Raw genomic sequence first — 20,071 nt, 5'->3', positions numbered from 1 at the left:
TTATCTCCCTTATGCTGTTTGACTATACGATTTGAACAGCGCAGACGTATCTAATCGGCCAAAGCCTTGTTTGCGCAGTTCAACGTAAGAATTGTCAACATCTTTAATTAGAGGCAGATACAGCCCTAATTTTTTGGCTTCATTCATGCAAATCATAAGATCTTTGTGCATCCAATCAATTGCAAAACCAAAATCAAACTGCCCTTGTGACATGGTGACAGCGCGATTCTCCATTTGCCATGACCCTGCGGCGCCGTGTTTTAGCACTTCTGTGACTTGGGCTATGTCGAGGTTGGATTTTTGTGCTAGCGCTAGGCCTTCGCTGAGGCCTTTCAGCACGCCAGCAATACAAATTTGGTTCACCATTTTGCAGCGCTGACCCTGACCATGAGTTCCCACGAGTGATACCTGTTTGCTATAGCAATTTAATATAGGAATAAGGGCATCGAACACGGTCTGTTCACCGCCGCACATGACGGTTAGCGTACCATTCTCGGCTCCTGCTTGCCCGCCGGAGACTGGCGCATCAATGAAATTAACGCCGTAGTTTGCGCATGCTGCAGCAAGCTCTGTGGCCAATTCTGCGGATGTCGTTGTATGATCGACAAGGGTCGCTCCAGATTTCATTCCCGCAAGAACACCAAAGTCACCGTATACCACACTTCGAACATCATCGTCGTTGCCAACACAGAGAAAAACAACATCACTATCTTGTGCCGCCGCTTTAGGTGATTGGCAAATTTCCCCCTGATATTGGTTATGCCAGTGTGTGGCTTTCTCTAATGTGCGATTAAATACTTTGGTCCTTAGTCCATGATTGGATAAATGACCGGCCATTGGGTACCCCATGACACCAAGGCCAATAAACGCAATGTCTGTGATTTTCATATTATTCCCTTAATCTTTTCCAATGTGTGGTGATGCATTATTGATTGAAATTATTTGGTCAAGTGAGCTCATGCCGAATAATCGTATTAGCCATCGATCAGCGCCGTCATTTCGAGAGCGAAAACCTTCTCGGCTATGGAGAACACGCTGATTTTTGATGATTAAGAAATCACCTGGTTGATAGGTGATGTCATTTTTGATCTGTCCATTTTTAAGTTGAGCTTCAAGCATGACTAGGGCGGCTGCGGCTTGTTCGGTCAGTGGGGTTGTATTTTCTTTATCGTAACGACAAGAAAGCACGCCATCTGGTCCACAGACCACAAGTGGTAGCCGAGTGATTTTTGCTTGTCCAAAAGAGTCTGGACGCTGAATATGGTAATTCGCCTTTTTAAGTTCTTCGATAACACCTTGGCTTAAATTGTTAATAATGTCGTCGAGCAAAATAAAATTGGATCTCACCTTTAAGTCTGATCGAAGGGCCATGAGTGATAAAAATTCAGGGCAGCGGCTTTCATTTTGAATCGGTTCCGGTTTCAGCGGCAAATCGGGGTTGTCGACGTGATGGCCGAAGGTGTGTATCGACCCGTGCGATGATTTTTCTTGTTGACCTTTGGTCGACGGTACGACGTGGCGAAACAACAATCCTTTGTTTTCATTGATGTAAGATATTGGTTCAATTTGCATTAATTGATATATGCCAATGTGGCAGCCCGTTGCAACCGGTGTTTTCTCTGGAGCGAGATAACCACCATAAGGCGTTGCGCCAAGTTCAGAATCAATAGGAAGCCCACGTATAATCAGTGCGGTTTTTGCGGGATCTTGCTTAAATTTAACCAGGGCACTGAGTTGCGATGGTGAAATGGCATGTTGGATTGTCGAGCCTAGCCAGTCCCTTGCGTTAAGCCAGGCGTTATCTCCGTTTAATCGTAAACTTTGAAAGGCATTTTTTATCTTTCTATTCGCGTCATACGATAGGTGTATTTCATTTATTGTTGGAGGTGGAATGTCTCTTTCGCGATATTTGTACATCATCTAGCCTAAGTTTTGTTGTTAGTATTTCGTTTTGAACTAGACTATTATTCACAATGACATATGTCAATTGTCATAATTGTTTGAAAATGGATTTTTTGAGCGAATAGGCAGAAGCATTGCTTTATAATGACCAAGTTCTTTTTAGGAGATGCCGTGTGAGTGACGATAAATTCACAAAAATTGCAGAAATAATTGAGCAAAAAATTAATAGTGGTGAGTATTTGCCCAATTCAAAGCTGCCAACTCACCGAGCGTTAGCGGATGAACTTAAAACGACCCCCGCGACGATCGCTAAGGCGTATAAATTGTTGAGTGAGCGTGGGCGACTAGACTCATTTGTTGGTCGAGGAACCTTTGTTCGAGCGCACACTGAATTGGGGCAAGCGATACAAGCCCCGAATGATGAAAAGTACTTTAATTTTTCATTGTTGCAGCCTTGTCTCGACGTTAATGTTGCACCACTTAAAAAAGCCTACCAGCAAGCGGCAGAGCAGTTTTCTGCTGTGGCGATCGGGTATGTCGAAGGCTCGGGCCACGAAGCGCATCGCGAGGCCGGCGTTATGTGGGCAAAAGAGTACGGGTTACTGGGTGGTAATAGCAGCAACACGCTATTAACCAACGGCGCGCAGCACGCCCTTTCTTTGATCATTCACAGTATGACTCGACCTGGTGATACCATTTTGGTCGAAGCATTGACTTACCCAGGGATTCTGGCGATCGCAAGTTTAGCGGGTAGGCAAGTCGTGAGCGTCGCGTTGGACGAGCAAGGTCTATGCCCAGATTCTTTACAAGCGGCATTAGTTGAGCATGATCCCACATTGGTAATTGTGGTGCCAAATCATCAAAATCCAACCGGTGCATTGATGTCGCAAGCACGCAAAAAGGCGATTGCTCACTTGATTAATCAACATCAAGTTTGGCTCATTGAAGATGATATCTACGCGTTTTTAAATGAGGCGCCTTGTGAGCCGATTGCCAATTTTGCTCCGGATTATACCTTCCATATCTCGGCGTTATCTAAGGCGATAAGTCCGGCGATGAGGTGCGGCTTTATTAAAGCGCCACAACCGCAAGTGAACGTGTTAAATGCGTTCATACGTTCCGATATTTGGCTGTCGTCACCACTCAATTTTATTGCTGCGACATGTTTAATTGAATCACAAGAGGCGTTTCGTATCGCGGCGGTTCAGCGAGATATTGCGAAACGTCGTCGCCAGATCGCCGCTGATATTCTGACTCAAGTCTCATGGCAAGCTCATGGCTATCATATCTGGTTACCATTACCTCAAGACTGGCAAGCGGATAGGTTTACAATGGAAGCAAAAAATCAGGGGATATTAGTGACCAGCGGCAGTTATTTTAGTGCCGATGGGCAAGTGGCCGACCATGTGCGGTTGTCATTAATGTCCATTTCTGATGAGGCTCGTTTTAAGCAGGGGCTGCATGCACTGCAAGCCTTGCTACAAACCAATAGGAATACGCTTTTTCCATTCTAAGCGACCAAGCACACGGTAGGATAACGTTTCATTTTCAAGCATCAGCAGGATTTGCAGGGCAAAGTCGACCAATGCCATCAATACTTTTGCGGATTAGCCCGCTTAATGGGGGTTAACTAACGTGAGGAGAGAGGTAATGAACTTAATCGTTCGTGCGTTGGTGGTGATAGTTTGTGCCTGTGGGGGACTGGTGTCCGGCTCTGTTTTTGCAGCCACGCCCTCCCCAGAAGGGGCCAGGGTGTTTATCATTGAACCGAAAAATGGTGCAACGGTACCGGCCACATTTAAAGTGGAGTTTGGTATCGAAGGGATGACGTTAGCGCCGGCTGGCACATTTGAGCCAAACACAGGGCATCATCATTTATTAATCGATGTTGACTCTGTACCCGATATGGCGGTGCCACTGCCTGCAACCGAAAATATTTTGCATTTTGGCAAAGCGCAGTCCCAGACGTTTATTACATTAGAGCCAGGTAAGCATACCTTGCAGTTGGTACTCGGTGATGGCAATCACATTCCCCATGAGAAGCCGGTGGTGTCTCAGGTAATTACGGTCAATGTTGAATAAGTGGTGTGCGGGAGCTTGCCTCCCGTCGTTTCCCTATCCCCGTCCTACTTGAAGTTGCAGCGGTGTTGACTGACACTGACAGACCTCATCACATAGCTCATCTATGTTCACGAAGTGCTCAGAGGCTTTGCTCGTTTGCCGCCTACCTGCATCTTTAAGTTGTTTGGGTATATACGCTCATACCCTAGGTAGTTCCCCTTTTTGTTTTTGGAGTCCAGTTGCTTAGTGGTTGGACGGCAAGAGTTGTTAGTTTCAAGATCTAAATCATTGTTAGAACGTTCTTTTAATGTTACATCTTCGCGATAAATACCCATCACGGATATGGACATGGAAGCTGAACAACTCGAAGTACTTAATTTTATCAGCCAATACCCCCCTTTTGATGATCTGCCAGACGACAAACTACGTCATATTGCAATGAATGTTGAGGTTGCCTACTACCGCGCCGGCAGCATGGTGCTCAACGTGGGTGATCAGATTCAAGATCTCTATATGATTCGAAGTGGCGCGATGGAACTCTATCGCCGTAAAGGGGAGTTATATAACCGTATCGACACGGGCTGTGTTTTTGGCCAAATGGGATTATTAATGAACAATCGCGTGCGTATGCCAGCCAAAGCGATTGAAGATACTTTGGTGTATTGCATTCCCGCCGACATTTTTAATCAGTTGTGTGACGAATTTGATTATTTTGCCGATTTTATGGAGCTTGAGGACAGCGCCAGACTGAGGACGGTTGTCTCAAATCATGGTGAAGGGAATGACTTGACTACGGTAAAAGCGCGCAAAATCATCGCGCGTGACCCTGTCATGATTTCACCCCAGCATTCGATACAGCAAGCCGCCAATCTGATGGCTGAGGAGAACGTGACGTCGCTGCTGGTGGTAGGCACGGCGCCTTGGGATGAAGAGGAAGAAGAAGAGTCGGAGCGACTGCTCGGAATATTAACCGATAGAGATCTCTGCATTCGAGTCATCTCACAAGGTATTGACACAAATTTACCCGTCGCCGAAGTGATGAGTACCGATGTGGTTTCGCTGGACTACAACGCGTATGTGTTTGAAGCCATGCTAATGATGCTGCGCTACAACGTGCATCATCTGCCGATTATTAAAGAGCGCATGCCGGTTGGTATTATCGGTATGACGGATATTGTTCGTTATGAGTCACAAAACAGTTTGTTGCTAGTGAGCTCAATTTTTCAGCAAACGACGGTTGAAGAATTGCGCGGCATTGCTGGTCAAGTTAAAGATTGTTTTGTGCGCATGGTCGATGAAGATGCCAATGCTCATATGGTGGGAACGGCAATGGCGGTGATTGGTGCCAGCTTTAAACAGCGCCTTGCTGAGCTCGCCGAAGAGCAACTAGGCCCCCCGCCAATTCCGTACTGTTTGGTGGCAATGGGCTCTATGGCGCGAGATGAACAGCTCATTGTGACAGATCAAGATAACGCTCTGATTTTAGACAATAGTTACGATGAAACGCTGCATGGTGAATATTTTGCTGAGTTGGCAAAGTTCGTTTGTGATGGGCTTGATCAGTGCGGCTACAGTTACTGTACGGGCGATATTATGGCCACCAATCCGAAGTGGCGTAAAACACGAGAAGAGTGGGAAACCTGTTTTGCCGACTGGATAGATAACCCCAACCCGGAACGTTTGCTCAATAGTTCAATTTTCTTTGATATTACTGGTGTTTATGGCAGAAGAAAGTGGGCTGAACAGCTGAGCAGTTTTATTGTGCGTCGCGCGCGGCGGAATAATCGCTTTTTGGCTTGTATGGCGCATAACGCGATTAATCGCACGCCACCACTGGGCTTTTTTAAAGATTTTGTCATGGAGAAAGATGGGCGTCATCGCAATTCTATCAATCTAAAACGACGTGGCACCGCGCCGTTGGCCGATCTTGTTCGCGTACACGCACTTGCGGTAGGCTCGCGCGCGCAAAATTCATTTGAACGATTGGATGACATTATTGCGGCTGGCATTTTGCCGAACGGACGTGGTCAAGATTTGCGCGACGCCATGGAGCTTATTTATATGGTTCGCATTCGCCATCAAGCTTTGGATTTAGAAAATGGTGAAACACCGGATAATAGTGTGGAACCTGAAAATATGTCGGAATTTGAGAGACGCAACTTAAAAGCAGCGTTTCAAATATTAAGTAATGCGCAGAACTTTATAAAATTCCGTTACCAGAGAAGCAGCAAATGAGTCTAAAAACAGCCGCGAGATTTAATAATTCAGGCGTTGCTAATTGGCCAGAGCGCTTTGCCGATTTGGCAAGTAAAGCCCAAGATCCACGTTTGATTGATTATTATCAGCAAGGGGTGGTGAGCGGGGATACTCCTTTATCTGAGGTGCCTTTCGTGGCATTAGATTTTGAAACCACCGGGCTTGATTCTCAAAATGACGCTATTTTGACTATAGGGCTCGTGCCGTTTTCGTTACAGCGTATTCGATGCAAAGAGTCCGCGCATTGGGTGATTAACCCGCATCGAGAAATGAACGAAGAGTCGGTGATTATTCACGGCATTACCGACTCGGATGTTAAACAGGCGCCGGATCTAAATATTGTATTAGAAGAGGTGTTAAACGCACTTGCGGGTAAGGTTGTGGTGGTCCACTACAAAAAAATTGAGCGGGAGTTTATCCATCAAGCGCTATTAGTACGTCTTGCAGAAGGCATTGAATTTCCAGTCATTGATACCTTGGATTTAGAAGCCTTTGTACAGCGAGAGCAGTGTAAAGGGTGGCTTAATTGGCTCAAAGGGAAAAAGCCTGGCTCGGTGCGATTGGCGCATGCGCGTGAACGTTATGGATTACCTGCTTATGCGCCACATCATGCGTTAACCGACGCATTGGCCACGGCAGAATTGTGGCAGGCACAAGTGGCGTACCATTTTGAACCATCAATGCCCATAAAGTTATTGTGGCAATAGCAAATATCCCTAAACGTGGACGCATTTAAACGTTTGCGCGGGGAGATATTGTTCAGTCACACGGTTGATTAGTATTTTTAACTTTACATTATCAGTAATAGGGTTAAAATTTTTTCGATTTTCTAACAATGGAGCCAAACAATAACAACACTCTTCAAATTGGCGAATGGATGCCCACAAAAAATACAGTAAGTGTTTTTGCATCCGATTCAATTCACATTGTATTCACGTTTTTAAGGAGTTAATTCGTGAGCACTGATAATAATGGTGGTATTCAAAGCCCTGAGGGTAAAGTCAATGCAATCGATACTGATTATCAAGTCGGTCAAGATAACGTTGCTTTAAAAGTTGGCCCTTTTGGTTTAGATATTCACAACCGCGTTTTTGCCATTTCAGGCCTCTCTATTATTCTTTTTGTCGTTTTAACACTGCTATTTCGTGAGCATGTTGAACCTCTTTTTTCCGGCCTACGCAGTTGGTTAATATCAACCCTTGATTGGTTCTTCCTTATCGCAGGTAACGTCTTTGTTATTCTCTGTTTTGGTCTTATTGTCTCGCCGTTAGGTCGTGTCCGTATTGGTGGTACAGAAGCGACACCTGACTACAGCTACACTGGTTGGCTTGCGATGCTGTTTGCCGCAGGTATGGGTATCGGTCTGCTATTTTTCGGTGTGTCTGAGCCTATGTCACACTTTAGTTCAGCTTTAGGTGGCGTGACCGTTGGCGCAGATGGTGTACGTACTGACTGGGCACCACTTGCTGGCGCAGTTGGGAATGCCAAAGAAGCAGAACTGCTGGCTCAAGCGGCCACTATCTACCACTGGGGCCTGCACCCTTGGGCAATCTACGCCACATTAGCACTTGGCTTAGCGCTGTTCTCGTTTAACAAAGGTTTGCCATTGACGATGCGCTCGATTTTCTACCCATTATTTGGTGAGCGTATTTGGGGCTGGATTGGACATATCATCGATACGTTGGCTGTTGTCGCGACAGTATTCGGTTTGGCGACGTCTCTAGGCTATGGCTCAGAACAAGCGGCATCAGGACTGAACTATCTTTTTGATATTCCAGTTAATGAAACCACCAAAATTGTTTTGATTGTGATCATCACAGCGCTAGCGCTCATTTCAGTGGTGAAAGGGCTTGATAGTGGTGTTAAACGCTTGTCCGAAATCAATATGATTGCGGCAGCGCTGCTGCTGTTCTTCGTGGTGATTGTCGGTCCAACCCTAGCGATTTTCACCGGCTTCTTTGACAATATCTGGGCTTATATTGTTAATACGCCAGCGCTGTCGGTGCCAGTTGGACGTGAAGATGTCAACTTCTCGCAAGGTTGGACTGCGTTCTATTGGGCATGGTGGATTTCATGGTCACCATTTGTTGCGATGTTTATTGCACGCGTGTCTCGTGGACGCAGTGTCCGTGAGTTTTGTATCTGCGTAATGCTCATTCCATCAACCGTTTGTGTGTTGTGGATGACGGCCTTTGGCGGAACAGCAATTGGTCAATATGTGAATGATGGTTACCAAGCGGTATTTAATGCTGAATTGCCATTAAAACTGTTCGCAATGCTTGATGTATTGCCGATGGCTGAAATCACCTCATTGGTGGGTATTGTGTTGATTGTGGTGTTCTTTATCACATCAGCGGACTCTGGCTCATTAGTGATTGATACCATTGCTGCAGGCGGCAAAGTGGATGCACCGACACCACAACGCGTATTCTGGTGTAGCTTCTTGGGTCTTGTGGCTATCGCGCTCATGTTGGGTGGCGGTTTGGGCGCGGCGCAAGCCATGGCCGTAGCAACGGGCTTACCGTTTACCATTGTGCTTTTGGTGGCAACGGTCGCGGTTGTTAAAGGGCTAAGCAGTGAACCACGCTTGCCTTCGAAACGTGCGCCAAAATTGGCGACTCAGAAATAAGTCGATTTTTTGAGCCTCACAAAAAAGAGCATGACTTCATGCTCTTTTTTTATGTGTGATTGACGCATTCTGGCTGCATGTCACACATTATTTTCGTTAGGAGTTTAATAAAATCGATATTTTGGTTAATTATCGACAGGACAAAAATCTTAAGTTTGGTTGGGGCGCGCTATCTTTTATTATTAAATTTATTACTCCGGTTATTTTGTCCTGATTAAGTTGTATGCACTTTTCTATTTTGGTTGTTGCTTGTTACATCTAAATACGCTGGCATCCAAATCAAATCGATGTCTGTTATACCCAAACAACTTGGAGATGCAGGTAGGCGGCAAGCGAACAAAGCCTCTGAGCATAGATAAGCTATGTGATGAGGTTTGTGAGAGCCAGCCAACACAGCTGCAACTTCAAGTAGGAAGGGTATAGCCCCGTTGTTACTAGATGATGGCTGAAACGTGTTAATGACTGAGGCGGGATGAACATCAAATAAAAATGAGATTATGATACGACACCTTATTGTTGCCCTAGTGATTGGAGTGACATTATCCGCTTGTACCATGGCGCCAGAGCCACAGGCTTGCCGATGTGAGCCTACTGTGATTCCTGGAACCATTCCAAGTGTTTCTTCACCAAATGTCTTGCCACCTTCTAGTACGTCGAATCCGAGGGCCGAAGAGGTTGAAAAACTGTTTCGATATCTTTCGACACAAGTGAAAAAGCAGTGGGGTGATGAGGATTATGTTGAGGCTGGTAAGCATCGTTACGTTAAGTATCTTGATGGCTACAGCACTCGCGCGCACATTGATTTTGAGCAAGGCAAAATATACGTAGCAACCATTTCACAATACCAAGCGGTAGAGAAATTACAAAAAGCGATTGTGCAAACGCTGCTCATGCCAGCGGACCCGCAACACGCAGAGCTATTTAGTGATAAGCAAGCGGTGCTCAAAGGCAAACCGTTTTTATTGGGACAAGTGCTCGATCACGATAATAAACCCATTGAGTGGGAATGGCGCGCCAACCGTTATGCCGATTATTTAATTGAGCATCGTTTGCAATCTAAGCCGATGAAAAAGGGGAAAGCGCACTATGTTGAAATTGCGATGGTGCAAAATCACTTAGAGCAGCGTGAATACCAATACGCTCATCTGGTTCGTGAAGCGGCGGCACGCTATGGTATTTCGGAAGATCTGATTTATGCGGTGATCAAGACCGAAAGTAGTTTTAACCCGTACGCGGTGAGTCATGCTGGCGCATATGGTTTGATGCAAGTGATCCCAAAAACCGCGGGTGCGGATGTGTTTAATTTGGTCAAAGGTCAGTCGGGTATTCCGACAAAAGAGTATCTTTTTGATCCGGCCAATAACATCGATACTGGTGCGGCTTATTTCTATATATTGAAAAACCGTTACCTCAAAGAGGTAAAAAATGAAACGTCGAAGCACTTTAGTATGATTTCGGCGTATAACGGTGGGACTGGTGGGCTTCTTAGCACGTTTGACAACGACCGCAAACGCGCCATGAACGAACTCAATAGTCTATCAGCCAAGCAAGTGTATGATGCATTAACCACGCAACATCCCAAAGATGAAGCACGGCGTTATTTGCAAAAAGTGCTCTATTTTCAGAAAGGGTTTAATGAAGGCCAAATCTAGGGGCTGTTGACCTTTCGTGCTGATTTTTGCGCGAACAAAATTTAACCTCGAAAGGTTAACAGACCCTAGTCATTTGTTTCAGATTTAACCTTTAAGCCAAAAAGTAGGCTTACTGGCGCGCACTCACTTGCTCGGCGATACCTTGTCACATACGCTTTAAGCACAGTAATAAGGAGGTTGCATGGGATCTGGCCTGCGCGCATACGTTACCGAATATCTAAAATCATTAGGGGTCACGACAGACCCCTATGGAATTGAGCCTACCATTGTGCTGGTGCTTGCTGCCATTGGGGTAGCAACCATCAGTTATCTCATCGTGCATCGTATTATTCTACGCGCGCTTCATTTGTTGCTCAGCAAAACTCAGCAAAATTTCAGTGAAAGTTTTTCCAAATTTCGCGTGTTGGAAAAAATTGCCATGCTGGTGCCTGCGCTTATTTTAGAACTCTTCATTCCGATTATCGTCTCGCACCATCCCACATTATCGTTAGTGATTGATCGCTCACTCACCACTTTGATACTGATCCTGTTCATCTGGGTACTGTTTGCCATATTAGACTCGTTAAATGATCTTGCGAGTAAGCGTGGGTTTACTCGAAAAATGCCAATTAAGAGTTTTGTTCAGTTGATTAAACTGTTCACGTTTCTCATTGGTATTTTCCTCAGCGTATCGATTCTAATCGACCAATCGCCTGTTATATTTTTGAGTGGTTTGGGCGTGGCGACCGGTCTGGTGATGTTAGTGTTTCGCGATACCATTTTGGGTTTTGTTGCTGGTATTCAGCTTTCAGCAAACAATATGGTGAGTCTGAATGACTGGATTGAAATGGATCAATTCGGTGCTAATGGTACGGTCGAAGAGGTGGCATTAACCACAGTCAAAGTGCGCAATTTCGATAACACCGTGACTATGCTGCCCGCTTACGCTTTAGTGCAGAATGCGTTTCGAAATTGGCAGAGCATGACCGAGTCTGGCGGGCGACGGATCATCCGCTCGGTGAATATTGATGTCAATTCGATTCGCTTCTTAACCGAAGATGAAATTGAAGAGCTGAAGAAAATTCGCATTCTCAGAGAGTATCTTTTTGATAAGACAAGAGAGGTGACGGCGTTTAATGAAGGTTTGGAAGAAGGGGATAAGGAGTCGGTTGGTAACCAAAGACACATTACCAATATTGGAACGTTTCGAGCCTATCTCACAACTTATTTACGTACTCATCCAGATATTCACCCATACATGTTGTTCATGGTCAGGCAGTTGGCACCAACGTCGGAAGGTTTGCCGCTGCAGGTGTATGCTTTTGTCAATAATACTAACTGGGTGTTCTATGAGGGAGTACAGGCGGACTTGTTTGATCACATTTATTCCGTGATGCCGCTGTTTGGTTTACGTCCTTATCAAATGTTTGGTGGTAATGACACCAGTCGTATTCCTGTTCCCGCGCCAATTGACGCCAGCGTTCTGCAATCGCTTACTACGAATACGACACGCCAAAGTTAGGTCATTTTCATTCTGACAGATATATATACCAAAAAACTTGGAGTTGCCGGTAGGCGACCAACGAACAAAGCCTCTGAGCACTTCGTGAACATAGATGCACTATGTGATGAGGTTTGTGAGTGCCTGTCAACAACGCTGCAATTTCAAGTAGGAAGGAAATAAAAAAGGGCCAAATATTGGCCCTTAAGTTTGTATTGGTACTTTAAATCAGCTGGCTGATGCCTTGCGCGCCAGACGGCGCTCGCGACGCTCTTGGCGTTCACGCGGGCTGAATAAACGCTCAATCACGACAAAGAACAGCGGTACAAAGAAGATGCCAAGGAAGGTCGAACCTACCATGCCACCAAGTACGCCAGTACCGATCGCGTTTTGTGCGCCAGAGCCTACACCAGAGCTTATCGCCATTGGTACGACGCCCAAGCCGAACGCTAATGAGGTCATCAAAATCGGACGTAGACGTACACGCACCGCGTGCAATGTCGCTTCTGTTAGACTTGCGCCTTTCTCATAGTATTCTTTGGCGAATTCGACAATCAAAATCGCGTTTTTGGTTGCCAGACCTACGGTTGTCAGTAGACCAACCTGGAAGAATACGTCGTTCGGTAGGCCGCGCGCGTTCATTGCAATAATGGCACCGATAACCCCAAGTGGCACAACCAGAATAACCGACAGCGGCACTGACCAGCTTTCATACAAGGCTGCCAGTACTAAGAACACCACAAGGATAGACAGGGCATATAGCATGGGTGCCTGGTTGCCTGATAGACGTTCTTCGTACGACAAACCGTTCCATTCAATACCAAAACCAGGTGGCAGTTGCGCTGCAAGTGCTTCAATTGTATCCATTGCTGCACCCGTACTGTAACCTGGTACTGTGGCACCTTGGATATTCACTGCTGGTAGGCCGTTAAAGCGCTCTAAACGTGGTGGACCGTATTCCCAAGAACCGGTCGCGAAGGCTGAAAATGGCACCATTTCGCCTTTGCTGTTACGCACGAACCATTTGTCGAGATCTTCTGGCTGCATACGGTATTTGTCTTCACCTTGCACCATAACCTTTTTAATTCGGCCACGGTCGATAAAGTCGTTGACGTACGCACCACCCCACGCTGACGACAGCACAGAGTTCACTTCCGCAATGTTCAAGTTCAGAGCACGCAGTTTCGCATGGTCAATATGTACTTGATAAATTGGCGCATCTTCTTGTCCGTTTGGACGAACACCGACGAGGTTTGGATCTTGTCCTGCCATGCCAAGCAGTTGGTTACGAGCCGCAATCAGCGCGTCGTGACCAAGACCTGCGCGGTCTTGTAGGAAGAAGTCAAAACCACCTGACGTGCCCAGTTCAATAATCGCAGGCGGAACAAAAGCAAACACAAACGCTTCTTTCATTTGCATGAAGGCGCCCATGGCACGACCGGCAACCGATTGAACATGAGTTTCTGGTGTTGTGCGCTCATCCCATGGTTTCAAGCTCACGAAAGCCACACCCATGTTTTGACCCATACCAGCAAAACTAAAGCCCGCAACCGCAAACACAGATTGAACCGAGTCAGCTTCTTGAGTATTGAAATAACGCTCAACGTTTTGAATCACATCCACCGTTGCTTCTTGAGTCGCGTTCGCTGGCAAAATGGCTTGCACGAACATAACGCCTTGGTCTTCATCCGGTAGAAACGCCGTTGGCATTCGCATGAACAAATAACCGGTACCCACTGCGATAGCGATAAAGATCATAAACATACGACCGGTACGCTTGATAATGCTCGCAACACCCGATTCGTAACGGTTGGTATTGCGGTCAAACCAGCGGTTAAAGGCGCCAAAGAATCCTTTGTCAGTGTATGCATGGCCTTTTTCAACTTGCTTGAGCATGGTGGCACACAGCGCAGGAGTTAGCACCATTGCAACCAATACCGACAGCGCCATCGCCGACACGATGGTGATAGAGAACTGACGATAAATCACACCGGTTGAGCCAGACATAAATGCCATCGGAACGAATACCGCTGACAAGGTCAAACCGATACCAACCAAGGCGCCTGTGATTTGGCCCATTGATTTACGTGTCGCTTCGAGTGGCGTGCAGCCCTCTTCGGACATGATACGCTCAACGTTTTCGACAACAACAATCGCATCGTCCACCAGCAAGCCGATGGCCAGTACCATCGCAAACATGGTGAGCATGTTGACCGAGAAACCCGCTGCCGCAAGAATACCAAAGGTACCTAGCAATACGACAGGCACCGCAATCATAGGAATGATAGTGGCGCGGAAGTTTTGCAAGAACAGGTACATGATGACGAACACCAAAAGCACCGCTTCAAGCAGGGTTTTTACAACGCTCTCAATAGAGTTGGCAACAAATGGCGTGGTATCAAAAGGCACTACCATTTCCAGACCCGCAGGGAAGAAAGCTTCAAGCTCTTCCATACGCTCAAGGACTGCCGCTTTGGTATCCAGCGCGTTACCACCAGTTGAAAGCTGAATCGCAATACCTGATGCTGGCTTACCATTATAGAAACCTTGCGTCATGTAGTTTTCTGCGCCAACTTCCACTGTTGCCACATCGCTTAATAACACTTTCGCGCCTGTGGTGTCAGACTTCAGTACAATGGCGCGGAACTCTTCAGGTGTTTGCAGTAGTGACTGAGATGACACTGTTGCATTCAGCTCTTGGCCTTTGACTGATGGCGTGCCTCCGAGTTGACCTGCAGAGACCTGAGCGTTTTGCTCTTGAATCGCGGCAATCACGTCATTGGTTGTGAGGCTGTATTGATTCAACTTCAGTGGGTCGAGCCATATACGCATTGCGTATTGCGCACCAAAGAGCTGAATGTCACCCACACCTGAAACACGGCTTAGGGGTTCTTGAATGTTGGCAGCGACATAGTCACCGATGTCTGCTTCACTCATCGAACCGTCTTGAGAAACGAAGCCAAGTACCATTAAGAAGCCACTGCCCGCTTTGCTTACGCTCACACCTTGTGCTTGTACCACTTGAGGTAGCATCGGCATAGCCAGTTGCAGTTTGTTCTGTACTTGTACTTGGGCAATATCAATGTCCGCTTCTGAATTGAAGGTCAATTGAATTTGCGCGTTACCAAAACTGTCACTATCCGCTTTAATGTAGCGAAGGTGATCCAGACCTGTCATACGCTGTTCGATAACCTGAGTCACCGAATCTTCGACGGTTTTTGCTGATGCGCCAGGGTAGCTGGCGGTGATCATCACAGTCGGTGGCGCAATAGAGGGGTATTGCGATACCGGCAGGCTGGTGATCGCAAAAGCACCTGCAAGCATGATGATGATCGCGATAACCCACGCAAAGATGGGCCGATCAATAAAATAACGAGCCATTATCAATTCCTATTAGCTGGCTTTAATGTCGTTAGCTGGTGAGCTTTCAATCACAGTAGGAGCTACCGCAGCGCCAGGGCGAATTTTTTGTAAACCCTCGACAACGATTTTATCGCCGTCAGCCAAGCCTGAAGAAATCAGCCACTGATTGTTAATCGCTTCTTCAGTTTTAACAATGCGAGCTTCAACCTTGTTGTCGGCGGTGACAACCATCGCCATTGCTTCACCACGCGGTGTACGAGAAATCGCTTTTTGCGGCACAAGAATCGCTTCTGGGTAGGTACCGACGGTAACGATAGTGCGTACAAACATACCCGGTAGCAAAATGCCATCTGGATTCGGGAATTCAGCGCGTAATGTTACAGAGCCTGTGGTTTCGTTAACGGTGACTTCGGCAAATTTCATTGACCCTTTGTGCGGGTAAACGGTGCCATCTTCCAACACCAAGCTCACCTCAGTTGTTTCAGGTTGGTTGAGTTGGCCACTGGCAATGCGCTGTTTAAGGCGAAGCAGCTGTGTGCTCGACTGCGCAATGTCAATGTTGATTGGATCAAGCTGTGAAATTTTCGCTAGAGCAACACCTTGGTTTGCGGTAACAAGTGCACCAGGCGTGACGCTTGATTTACTGATTTGACCAGAAATCGGCGCTTGAACTTTAGTGTACGCTAGGTTGATTTCTGCGTTGTTGATGGCTGCCTTGGCAACGGCAACGCTGGCTTTTGCTTCAAGGTATGCTGCTTCAGCTTGGTCATAATCTTGTTGGCTAATCGCTTTGGTTTTAAGCAGTTCTTTAAAACGGGTTGCCGTTGCGCTAGTAGATGCAAGCGCGGCTTTCGCACGCTGAAGCTCGGCCTTAGCACTGATCAATTGCGCGGTGAAAGTGGCATCATCAATTTGGTAAAGTGATTGACCTTGCGTGACTTGACCACCTTCAACAAAGCTACGTGCGAGTACGATGCCTGAAACCTGCGGGCGAACTTCCGCTTCCATATAAGCGCGGCTGCGACCTGGCAATTCCATGGTGATCGCTTGGGCTTGGCTGGCAAGCTCAACGATATTCACTGGCACAGCAGGGGCGCTTTGAGGCTGTTGCGCTGCGGTTGATGAATCACATCCCGATAGCCACAAAGCAGCAGCAATTGCCGAAGCAATCCTAAGTTTATTGTTCATTTAAGCTCCATTGAAAATAAATCTCGACTTAAAGTAAGTTGATTTCGCATCAGTTTGGTCAATGACTTAGTTAAAAAGTTCAGCCCTTGAGTTTGAAGAAATCGTTAACCAAAGCCGTTGATGTTCAAATTAAAATACGACCAATATCACGCAGTGTATAATTTACTATCCAGTTGGTAAATTAAAAAATTAACTCGTTTTACATTGAAACTTTTTTTCGTTGAAAAAGTGTCCGAATTGCGTCAACTGAGTGCATGAAAAAAGCCAAAATGTGTTGCAAAACATGACAATCCGCTAGAGAGGTATGACCACCTGTTGCGTGTTGCCCATCACGCTGGGTAGTGAGGGGTATAGCGAATCAACACGACAGCACCGGGTGCAAGTTTGTCGAGGGTGATTGCAGAAATGATACGTTCGACATAAAAGAATTCAATAGGTTATATCAATAACAAAAATCGTTGTATTCGATTTAGTAAAACGAAAAATTTAGGCGACACTTATCCTAAACGCCCTACGTGATGGGCTAAGGAGATGTGAATGAATTCATTAAAAGTCAAAGATTACATGACGCTACAAGCGGTGACTTTTACTAAAGAGATGCCACTTAGCGCCGCATTAGATAAAGTCATGTCAAGCGTGACCATGGGAGGCCCCGTTGTTGATGAGCAAGGCGCGGTTATTGGCTTTCTTTCGGAGCAGGATTTGCTGCAACAGCTGGTTAAAGTCAGCTATTTTTGCCAAGACTCACATACAGTGGGGGATTGTATGCACGGCGATGTGTTATCGGTCTCGCCGGATATGTCAGTGATTGATTTGGCTGAGATGATGAAAATTGGCAAACCCAAAATGTATCCGGTGGTGGAAAATAAAAAATTGGTTGGGGTTATTACAAGGCGCGATGTTTTAAAGGCGATTGGCCACTCACTCAACGAGTGCTTTCAGCACCCGGTTTAATCAATCAGCGTCCGAGTCAGTGTACTGGCTCGGCGAAAATAACTGCTTGACCTTGGAGTTAACTTCAAGGTTTACACTGGTGAAAACTTTGAAAGAGGATTTCATCATGTGTGCTCAAAACGATCCGCATGACACGAGCATTGCTCGTAAACGCGACTATTCTATCAATCCGACACGCTGCAGCGCTGAGCCGAAAAACTCGTTCGGTTTCGCCGATAAACAAAAAAGGGTACCCCCATTTCACATTACTCAGCTTAGAGCGGCTGATAATCCACATCGTGATTGCAGTGGAATAACATCAGGTGATCACCTCTCGATGGGCGATATCGTCACACCATCAGCGACGAAGCGTTGGGTAATTCAAGGTATGGATTGCCCGGCATGCGCGGCAAAATTAGAAAAAGCGCTCACACAAAATCAATCCGTAGCGCAGGTGAAGGTGCATTTTGCAACGCAAGTATTGAGCTTACAGATTCGTGACGCCGCAACGATGCAAGAGATCCAAAAGCAGGTGGAACTGACCGCGCAGCGTCTTGGTTTTGCCTTGTCGGCAGAACATTCTGATGCGCCTCATGCCACAGTATCAAAGTGGTTTTATCTTAAGCAAAACGCATTACTTGCAGTGATGACACTGGCCTTAGCAAGCGCAGGATTTTTGAGTCAATTCGCTACGCAGTGGTCATTTTCCACACTTGTAAGTCAAGGGATTTTTACCTTTGCGTGTGTTATTGGTCTCGTGCCCATTGTAAAAAAAGCGCTAGCTCAAGCGCAGTCAGGGTCCCCCTTTGCGATAGAAACTTTGATGAGTGTGGCGGCAATCGGTGCGCTCTATTTGGGCGAAACGGCCGAAGCTGCCATGGTGTTGCTGCTGTTTTTAGTTGGTGAGAAACTTGAGGGTTATGCGGCATCAAGAGCGCGCAGTGGCGTAAAAGCGCTCATGGCGTTGGTGCCTGAAAATTGTGTGGTCATTGAAGGCGAAAACCGCGTAGTTCGCCCTGCCTCTGAGTTAAAGGCAGGAGACATTGTTGAAATTTCTCCTGGTGGGCGGCTACCTGCAGATGGTCTCGTTCTAGAGCGGGGAGCAAACTTTGACCAAAGCGCACTCACTGGCGAATCAATACCTGCGTTTATTGAGGCGGGTGGCGCAGTGATGGCGGGAACGGTAGCCGTAGATAGTGTGGTATTAATGCAGGTGACGTCGGCATCAGGCGATAACGCCATTGATCGTATTCTGCGCTTAATTGAAGAGGCTGAATCACGCAAAGCGCCGCTTGAACGTTTTCTCGATAAGTTTAGTCGCTGGTACACACCGCTAATGATGTTGGTATCAGCTTTAGTGATGACCTTGCCACCATTGGTGTTTGCTGAGTCGTGGGATACATGGGTATATCGTGGGCTTACGTTATTGCTGATTGCTTGCCCCTGCGCGTTGGTTATTTCAACCCCAGCGGCGATCACATCCGGTTTGGCAACTGCCGCCAAACGTGGCGCTTTGATCAAAGGCGGCGCCGCACTTGAGACCTTGGGTAAGGTTGAGGTGGTTGCGTTTGATAAAACGGGCACATTAACTCAAGGAAAGCCACAAGTTACGGACATTGTTCCCTTTGAGCACCAAGCGACAGTGAAGGGTGCAGCGCCTATCGCACAGACAGATGCAGCGGCACTTTTGGCTTTGGCCGCAGCCGTAGAGCAAGGTTCAACGCACCCATTGGCTCGTTCTTTGGTGGAACGTGCTGAAAAACAAGCTTTGCGAATACCGCAAGCACAAAATCGCAAAGCACTAGCAGGCATTGGGGTCGAAGGTTGGGTAATGAACGACCGTATCCGTATCTGCTCACCTAATCATTTGGCAAAGCCACTGCCAGAGAACCATAAGCTGCGTATTCTAGCGCTTGAAAATGAGGGTAAAACGGTCGCAGTAGTAGAGCAAAATGAGACAGCGCTTGGGGTCGTCGCATGGCAAGATACTGTGCGTAAAGAAGCTCAACAGGCATTGGCGCAATTACGAGATTTAAATGTGAGCGCGGTAATGCTAACCGGTGATAATCAACGCTGCGCCGCAGCAATTGCAAAGTCACTCAATATCCAATGTCATGCTGAACTACTTCCAGCAGATAAAGTTGCCAAAATTGAGAGTTATCGAGATCAACACCGTATTGCGATGCTGGGTGATGGCATTAATGACGCACCCGCGATGAAGGCCGCGACTATGGGTATCGCAATGGGTGGCGGAACGGACGTTGCGCTGGAAACTGCAGATGCGGCTCTAACGCACGATAATCTGCATACTTTGCCTTTTATGATCGCACTTTCGCGCGCGACGCTGCGCAATATTCGTCAAAACGTAGCGTTAGCTTTGGGCTTAAAAGGACTATTTTTAATAACAACGTTACTAGGTTTCACCGGGTTATGGGTGGCCGTACTGGCCGATAGTGGTGCTACGGCACTGGTAACACTCAATGCATTGCGTTTACTGCGTTTTCGTGAAGGTAAGTGAATTATCTGAAACAGTGAAAATGCGAGCGATTCGTGATTTGCATCACTTTTTTGTGCAATTAAATTAATATTTCATTTTAACGTCGTGAT

Annotated in this window: 13 protein-coding genes; 9 read left to right on the top strand and 4 right to left on the bottom strand. The window is 46.6% G+C overall.

All coding sequences use genetic code 11. The features are described from left to right. Positions 1–9: 9 nt before the first annotated feature. Together HGP28_RS09225 and HGP28_RS09220 are read right to left on the bottom strand one after the other, a co-directional pair. A complete protein-coding gene (locus tag HGP28_RS09225) occupies positions 10–888 on the bottom strand; it encodes an NAD(P)-dependent oxidoreductase (RefSeq protein ID WP_168836159.1) in 879 nt (292 codons plus the stop codon). Between the two features lie 9 nt (positions 889–897). Further along, positions 898–1,917, bottom strand: coding sequence for a TauD/TfdA family dioxygenase (locus HGP28_RS09220; RefSeq protein WP_246225660.1), 1,020 nt, complete (start codon positions 1,915–1,917; stop codon positions 898–900). A 158-nt stretch (positions 1,918–2,075) separates the two neighbouring features. Here HGP28_RS09220 and HGP28_RS09215 point away from each other — a divergent pair, with 158 nt between their 5' ends. From HGP28_RS09215 to HGP28_RS09185, 7 genes are all read left to right on the top strand, one after another. Then, positions 2,076–3,416: an aminotransferase class I/II-fold pyridoxal phosphate-dependent enzyme gene (locus HGP28_RS09215; protein ID WP_168836157.1), complete on the top strand. Its 1,341-nt coding sequence runs from the start codon at positions 2,076–2,078 to the stop codon at positions 3,414–3,416. Positions 3,417–3,552: 136 nt separating this feature from the next. Continuing rightward, on the top strand, positions 3,553–3,984 hold the full coding sequence (locus HGP28_RS09210) for a DUF4399 domain-containing protein (protein WP_168836156.1): 432 nt from the start codon (positions 3,553–3,555) through the stop codon (positions 3,982–3,984). Between the two features lie 327 nt (positions 3,985–4,311). Then, positions 4,312–6,198: a DUF294 nucleotidyltransferase-like domain-containing protein gene (locus HGP28_RS09205; protein ID WP_168836155.1), complete on the top strand. Its 1,887-nt coding sequence runs from the start codon at positions 4,312–4,314 to the stop codon at positions 6,196–6,198. After that, positions 6,195–6,926, top strand: coding sequence for a 3'-5' exonuclease (locus HGP28_RS09200; RefSeq protein WP_168836154.1), 732 nt, complete (start codon positions 6,195–6,197; stop codon positions 6,924–6,926). The genes HGP28_RS09205 and HGP28_RS09200 overlap by 4 nt, the downstream gene beginning before the upstream one ends. Positions 6,927–7,174: 248 nt before the next feature. Beyond that, positions 7,175–8,848: a BCCT family transporter gene (locus HGP28_RS09195; protein WP_168836153.1), complete on the top strand. Its 1,674-nt coding sequence runs from the start codon at positions 7,175–7,177 to the stop codon at positions 8,846–8,848. Positions 8,849–9,345: 497 nt separating this feature from the next. Next, entirely contained in the window at positions 9,346–10,500 is a 1,155-nt protein-coding gene (gene mltC, locus HGP28_RS09190; protein WP_168836152.1) for a membrane-bound lytic murein transglycosylase MltC, read from the top strand. A gap of 181 nt (positions 10,501–10,681) precedes the next feature. Then, positions 10,682–12,001, top strand: coding sequence for a mechanosensitive ion channel family protein (locus HGP28_RS09185; protein ID WP_168836151.1), 1,320 nt, complete (start codon positions 10,682–10,684; stop codon positions 11,999–12,001). A 207-nt stretch (positions 12,002–12,208) separates the two neighbouring features. Here HGP28_RS09185 and HGP28_RS09180 read toward each other — a convergent pair whose 3' ends face one another. After that, on the bottom strand, positions 12,209–15,361 hold the full coding sequence (locus tag HGP28_RS09180; protein WP_168836150.1) for an efflux RND transporter permease subunit: 3,153 nt from the start codon (positions 15,359–15,361) through the stop codon (positions 12,209–12,211). Positions 15,362–15,373: 12 nt separating this feature from the next. After that, positions 15,374–16,531, bottom strand: a complete 1,158-nt coding sequence (locus HGP28_RS09175; RefSeq protein WP_168836149.1) for an efflux RND transporter periplasmic adaptor subunit — start codon at positions 16,529–16,531, stop codon at positions 15,374–15,376. A gap of 537 nt (positions 16,532–17,068) precedes the next feature. Between HGP28_RS09175 and HGP28_RS09170 the strand changes: the two genes are divergently transcribed. Both HGP28_RS09170 and HGP28_RS09165 read left to right on the top strand, forming a co-directional pair. After that, positions 17,069–17,485 (top strand): CBS domain-containing protein, encoded by a 417-nt coding sequence (locus HGP28_RS09170; protein WP_168836148.1) that lies wholly within the window; start codon positions 17,069–17,071, stop codon positions 17,483–17,485. A 106-nt stretch (positions 17,486–17,591) separates the two neighbouring features. After that, entirely contained in the window at positions 17,592–19,982 is a 2,391-nt protein-coding gene (locus tag HGP28_RS09165; protein ID WP_168836147.1) for a zinc/cadmium/mercury/lead-transporting ATPase, read from the top strand. Positions 19,983–20,071 lie beyond the last annotated feature (89 nt).

Source organism: Vibrio agarilyticus (assembly GCF_012641465.1).
Taxonomy (GTDB): Bacteria; Pseudomonadota; Gammaproteobacteria; order Enterobacterales; family Vibrionaceae; genus Vibrio; species Vibrio agarilyticus.
Note: the sequence above shows the minus strand (reverse complement) of the source record. Positions and strands in the feature narration are given on the sequence as shown.

Bases quoted from the DNA above. Each gene is read 5' to 3' on its own strand.
- HGP28_RS09225 (WP_168836159.1), bottom strand. From the start codon at position 888: ATGAAAATCACAGACATTGCGTTTATTGGCCTTGGTGTCATGGGGTAC.
- HGP28_RS09220 (WP_246225660.1), bottom strand. From the start codon at position 1,917: ATGTACAAATATCGCGAAAGAGACATTCCACCTCCAACAATAAATGAA.
- HGP28_RS09210 (WP_168836156.1), top strand. From the start codon at position 3,553: ATGAACTTAATCGTTCGTGCGTTGGTGGTGATAGTTTGTGCCTGTGGG.
- HGP28_RS09205 (WP_168836155.1), top strand. From the start codon at position 4,312: ATGGAAGCTGAACAACTCGAAGTACTTAATTTTATCAGCCAATACCCC.
- HGP28_RS09200 (WP_168836154.1), top strand. From the start codon at position 6,195: ATGAGTCTAAAAACAGCCGCGAGATTTAATAATTCAGGCGTTGCTAAT.
- mltC (WP_168836152.1), top strand. From the start codon at position 9,346: ATGATACGACACCTTATTGTTGCCCTAGTGATTGGAGTGACATTATCC.
- HGP28_RS09185 (WP_168836151.1), top strand. From the start codon at position 10,682: ATGGGATCTGGCCTGCGCGCATACGTTACCGAATATCTAAAATCATTA.
- HGP28_RS09180 (WP_168836150.1), bottom strand. From the start codon at position 15,361: ATGGCTCGTTATTTTATTGATCGGCCCATCTTTGCGTGGGTTATCGCG.
- HGP28_RS09175 (WP_168836149.1), bottom strand. From the start codon at position 16,531: ATGAACAATAAACTTAGGATTGCTTCGGCAATTGCTGCTGCTTTGTGG.
- HGP28_RS09170 (WP_168836148.1), top strand. From the start codon at position 17,069: ATGAATTCATTAAAAGTCAAAGATTACATGACGCTACAAGCGGTGACT.
- HGP28_RS09165 (WP_168836147.1), top strand. From the start codon at position 17,592: ATGTGTGCTCAAAACGATCCGCATGACACGAGCATTGCTCGTAAACGC.